This is a genomic window from Methylobacterium sp. WL18 (genome assembly GCF_008040015.1).
Taxonomy (GTDB): Bacteria; Pseudomonadota; Alphaproteobacteria; order Rhizobiales; family Beijerinckiaceae; genus Methylobacterium; species Methylobacterium mesophilicum.
In genome coordinates this window covers 1-4,856 of record NZ_VRVD01000352.1, presented here as the reverse complement: position 1 = coordinate 4,856, position 4,856 = coordinate 1, and the positions used below count along the sequence as shown (strand labels likewise).

Annotated in this window: 6 protein-coding genes; 1 reads left to right on the top strand and 5 read right to left on the bottom strand. The window is 69.1% G+C overall.

What is annotated here, in order from left to right:
* Positions 1-205: 205 nt before the first annotated feature.
* Complete coding sequence (locus FV228_RS20345; protein WP_147856280.1) at positions 206-1,828, bottom strand: ABC-F family ATP-binding cassette domain-containing protein; 1,623 nt, start codon at positions 1,826-1,828, stop codon at positions 206-208.
* Positions 1,829-2,007: 179 nt separating this feature from the next.
* Between FV228_RS20345 and FV228_RS20340 the strand changes: the two genes are divergently transcribed.
* A complete protein-coding gene (locus FV228_RS20340; protein ID WP_147856279.1) occupies positions 2,008-2,268 on the top strand; it encodes a hypothetical protein in 261 nt (86 codons plus the stop codon).
* Between the two features lie 38 nt (positions 2,269-2,306).
* Here the strand turns inward: FV228_RS20340 and FV228_RS20335 are convergent, their stop codons facing one another.
* The 4 genes from FV228_RS20335 to FV228_RS20320 form a co-directional block, all read right to left on the bottom strand.
* The gene (locus FV228_RS20335) at positions 2,307-2,705 is read right to left on the bottom strand and encodes a type II toxin-antitoxin system VapC family toxin (RefSeq protein WP_147856278.1); all 399 of its coding nucleotides are present in this window, start codon (positions 2,703-2,705) and stop codon (positions 2,307-2,309) included.
* On the bottom strand, positions 2,702-2,968 hold the full coding sequence (locus tag FV228_RS20330; RefSeq protein ID WP_147856277.1) for an AbrB/MazE/SpoVT family DNA-binding domain-containing protein: 267 nt from the start codon (positions 2,966-2,968) through the stop codon (positions 2,702-2,704). The genes FV228_RS20335 and FV228_RS20330 overlap by 4 nt, the downstream gene beginning before the upstream one ends.
* Positions 2,969-3,190: 222 nt before the next feature.
* Positions 3,191-4,102, bottom strand: coding sequence for a neutral zinc metallopeptidase (locus tag FV228_RS20325; protein WP_147856276.1), 912 nt, complete (start codon positions 4,100-4,102; stop codon positions 3,191-3,193).
* Between the two features lie 137 nt (positions 4,103-4,239).
* Positions 4,240-4,856, bottom strand: a 617-nt coding sequence (locus FV228_RS20320; RefSeq protein WP_147856275.1) for a uracil-DNA glycosylase, incomplete at its 5' end; no start/stop codon positions are given.

The following is a 4,856-nucleotide window of genomic DNA, read 5'->3' as shown; positions in this document are numbered from 1 at the left end:
GTAGCCGGGCAGGGCGGCCGGCGCGGGGGCCAGCGCCAGGAGGACCACCAGGGACGCCATCGCCCCCAGCAACCCGGCCGACCCCATCGTGTGCAGGAATTTCAGCAGGCGTCGCACGGCGTCTCACCCCCGGCCCGGTCGGCGCCAGCTTAGCGCCGGAAACCCGGCGCGGGAGCGGGCCCGAAGGTCGCGCCCCAGCCCCCGTTCAGCTCCTCAGACCCGGCGCCTCCTGGCCGGTGCGGGCCACGTACTCGGTGTAGCCGCCGCCGTACTGGTGGATGCCCTCGGGGGTCACCTCAAGCACCCGGTTCGACAGCGCCGCCAGGAAGTGCCGGTCGTGGGAGACGAACAGCATCGTGCCCTCGTAGTTGGCGAGCGCGCTGATCAGCATCTCCTTGGTGCCCATGTCGAGGTGGTTGGTCGGCTCGTCGAGCACCAGGAAGTTCGGCGGGTCGTACAGCATCAGGGCCATCACGAGCCGGGCCTTCTCGCCGCCCGAGAGCACCCGGCAGCGCTTCTCGACGTCGTCGCCCGAGAAGCCGAAGCAGCCGGCCAGCGCCCGCAGCGAGCCCTGCCCGGCCTGCGGGAACGCGTCCTCCAGGGTCTGGAACACGGTGCGGTCGCCGTCGAGCAGGTCCATGGCGTGCTGGGCGAAGTAGCCGAGCTTGACGCTGCCGCCGACCATGACGGAGCCGTCGTCCGGCGCGGTGGTGCCGGTGACGAGCTTCAGCAACGTCGACTTGCCGGCGCCGTTGATCCCCATCACGCACCAGCGCTCCCGGCGCCGCACCGAGAAGTCCAGCCCCTCGTAGATCGTGCGGCTGCCGTAGCGCTTGTGGACGCCCTTGAGCATCACGACGTCGTCGCCCGAGCGCGGCGCCGGCTGGAACTCGAACGCCACTGATTGCCGCCGCCGGGGCGGCTCGACCCGCTCGATCTTGTCGAGCTTCTTCACCCGGCTCTGGACCTGGGCGGCGTGGGAGGCCCGGGCCTTGAACCGCTCGATGAAGGCGATCTCCTTGGCCAGCATCGCCTGCTGGCGCTCGAACTGCGCCTGCTGCTGCGCCTCGTTCAGCTTCCGCTGGCCCTCGTAGAAGGCGTAGTCGCCAGAGAAGGTGGTGAGCGCGCCGCCGTCGATCTCGATCACCTTGGTGACGATGCGGTTCATGAACTCGCGGTCGTGCGAGGTCATCAGCAGGGCGCCGTCATAGGCCTTCAGGAACGATTCGAGCCAGATCAGGCTCTCGAGATCCAGGTGGTTGGACGGCTCGTCCAGCAGCATCACGTCCGGGCGCATCAGCAGGATGCGGGCGAGCGCGACCCGCATCTTCCAGCCCCCCGAGAGGGCGCCGACATCCCCGTCCATCATCTCCTGGCTGAAGCTGAGGCCGTCGAGCACCTCCCGGGCGCGGCCCTCCAGGGCGTAGCCGTCGAGTTCCTCGAACCGGGCCTGGACCTCGCCGTAGCGCTCCACCAGGGCGTCCATCTCGTCGGCCCGGTCCGGGTCGGCGAGCGCCGCGCCGAGTTCCGCCAGCTCGGCCGCCACCGTGCTCACCGGGCCGGCGCCGTCCATCACCTCGGTGACGACGCTGCGCCCGGCCATCTCGCCGACATCCTGGCTGAAATACCCGATGGTGATACCCCGGTCGGCCGCGACCTGGCCCTCGTCGGGCTGCTCCTGGCCGATGATCATCCGGAACAGGGTGGTCTTGCCGGCCCCGTTCGGACCCACGAGCCCGATCTTCTCGCCCCGCTGGAGCGCGGCCGAGGCCTCGATGAAGACGAGCTGGCGCCCGTTCTGCTTGGTGATTTTGTCCAGGCGTATCATGAAGGGCGGTTGCCGTGTCCGGGGGAGGGCTTTCTTCAGGCCGCTTACGGCATGGATCGAGACGGCGCAAAGACGGGGCCGGGGTCGGGGGGCCGCGGACCGCTCACGCAACCGTGGGATCGGCGCCGGGAGCCAAGCACAGGCTGGGCCGTTGCCCCGCGCGAGACACAAGGAACGCGATGCTGTTCGGTTGGTGGAAGACGAGCCTCGACATGGCCATGCTGGGCCTCGAGGCTCAAGGCGTGATCGCCCAGCGCATGGCGATGTTCGCGGTGGGCGGCCCGGCCGCGCAGATCGAGGCGCAGCGCATGGTGACGGAGAAGATCATGGCGGCCAGCGAAGCGGCCCTGATGGTCGCCTCGGGCGCCTCGAACGGCAAGGTGATCCGCAGCTACCGCCGGAAGGTCCAGGCCAACGCCCTTCGGTTGAGCAAGGGCTGATTTCTCCCGGGTCGGAGGTTCTTCGGCCGGCGCCGCACTCACGAAAGAAGCCGCGCCGCCTCCCCTTGCCGAGACAGCAGCGCTACAGCCGCCCGGTCGAAGGAGACGAAAGTCTCGCCGCCGAGACGGCGGCCTTCATGGGCGATGACCCCGTCTGCGAAGTCGCCGCCGGCCTCGAGCAGCCCGAGCCCCGCCTCTACGGCGGGCCGGTTCATGGTGACGTTCCCGGTCTCGAGCAACGCGCGCAGCGCGGACGCCACATCCGCGGTCGCGATCTTGGCCCCGCGCCGGAGGATCCAGACCAGCTCGCACAGGCACGGCAGCGGGATCGCGATCGTGCTCGCGTCCGTGAGCAGCTTCCGCGCCGTGCGGCCCTGCTCAGGATCGTCCATCAGAATCGCCCGGGCCAACACGTTGGTATCGACGGCGATGTTCATGCGTCGTCCGGCGTGCCGGACCAGCCCGCTTCAGCGATGGCGTTCATCGCCTCGATCGTCAGCGGCTTATCCAGCGTCACTTTTCCATCGAGGGCATGGAGGAACTTGTCGATCGTGCCGGAGGGCCGGGCCGCCCGCACGCGCAACTCACCACCGGGCAGTTTCTCGAAGTCGATTCGCTCCCCGGGCTTGATGCCGAGGTGTTGGAGCAGGTCACGTTTCAGGGTGACCTGTCCTTTCGCCGTCACGGCGACGGACGCCATCGCGCTCTCCATAAGTCGGACTGGATCGAACGGGACTGCGAAACGACATGCACGTCAAGCCTGTAGTCCTGTCGTCAGGATGCTGGAGGGCGCGCAAGAAGGTCCAAGCCAAGCCCTTCGCTGAGCCGCTGGTGAGATGACGCTGGACTGGGAACTCTCGCCGTCATCGCTTCGCTTACGCTCGCAAAGACAGGGCCTGCTCGCTGAATCTCTGACCCGGCCTCAGTTGTTCGCCGTCCGGAACGTGTCGCAGGCCTTGGTCTGGCCGCTCTTGTAGCCGGCGGTGAACCAGCGCTGGCGCTGGGCCGAGGAGCCGTGCGTGAAGGAATCCGGCACCACGTAGCCCTGCGAGCGCTTCTGCAGCGAATCGTCGCCGATCTGGGCGGCGGCGTTGAGGGCCTCGTCGATGTCGCCCTGCTCCAGCTCGGCGTACTTGTCGTTCGAGTTCTTGGCCCAGACGCCGGCCAGGCAATCGGCCATCAGCTCGATCCGCACCGACAGGGCGTTCGCCTCGGTCTTGCTGGAGGCCTGCTGCTGGCGGGCCTGGACCTTGCCCAGGATGCCGAGCACGTCCTGGACGTGGTGGCCGACCTCGTGGGCGATGACGTATGCGTAGGCGAAGTCGCCCTTCACGCCGAACTTGCTCGCCATCTCCTTGAAGAAGCCGGTGTCCAGGTAGACCTTCTTGTCGAGCGGGCAGTAGAACGGGCCCATGGCGGCCTGGGCCGAGCCGCAGCCGGAGCGGGTGCCGCCGGTGTACAGCACCAGGGTCGTCGGGGTGTATTGCTTGCCGGTCTGCTGCGGCAGGATCTGGCTCCACACGTCCTCGGTGTTGCCCAGGATCTTCGACGCGAACCGGCCGCTCTCGTCCGTCGGGGCCTGGCGGCGCCGGGACTGGGTCTGCGGGTCGGCCTGCTGCTCCTGCTGGCCGCCGCCGCGGCCGATCTGCTGGGCGCCGCCGATCAGGATCGCCGGGTTGATGCCGGTGAAGTAGCCGATGATCATCAGCACCACGATGGTGCCGATCCCGAGGCCGCCCGCGCCGCCGCCCGGGAAGCCCATTCCGCCGCCGCCACCGCCCTCACCGCGGCGATCCTCGACGTTGTCGGAGCTGCGTAGATCGTCCCAGCGCATGGTACCGCCCTGATGCCGCGCCTGCCGCCGGGCAGGGTGCGGTCCTAACTGTGCATCGCCTATGTCCGAAAGCCGGCAGACACCGTTCGGGACGAAGCTTTAATGACGGGAGGGAACGCCCGGTTCCGCGGCTCCGGTCAAGCTTTCCCGTCGAGCAGGGCGCGCAAGGCGCGAAAATCCCGCCACGCGAGGCGCTTCTGTACCGGCTGGCGCAGCAGGAAGGCCGGGTGGAGGGTGGCCAGCAGCTTCGCCTCGCCGGTCGGCAGCTTGTACGGGAACAGCCGGCCGCGGGTCCGCAGGATCCCGTCCTTGGTGCCGGTCAGCGTCTGGGTCGCGGGGGCGCCGAGGCAGACGATCACCTCCGGATCGACCAGCTCGATCTGGCGCTCCACGAAGGGCCGGCACACCGCCACCTCCTGGGGGGTCGGGTTGCGGTTGCCCGGGGGCCGCCAGGGCACGATGTTGCCGATATAGGCGCTGGTCCGGTCCAGCCCGACCGCCGCCATCATCTTGTCGAGGAGCTGGCCCGAGCGGCCCATGAACGGCTTGCCGATCCTGTCCTCGTCGGCGCCCGGGGCCTCCCCGAGAAACATCACCCGCGCCTCGGGATTGCCGTCGGCGAAGACCAGGTTCTTGGCGGTGAAGCGCAGCGGGCAGGCGTCGAAATCCGCCAGGATCTTTTCGAGTTCGTCGAGGCTCTTGGCCTCGCGGGCCCGGGCGCGGGCGTCGCTCGCCGCCTCGTCCGGCTGGGCGC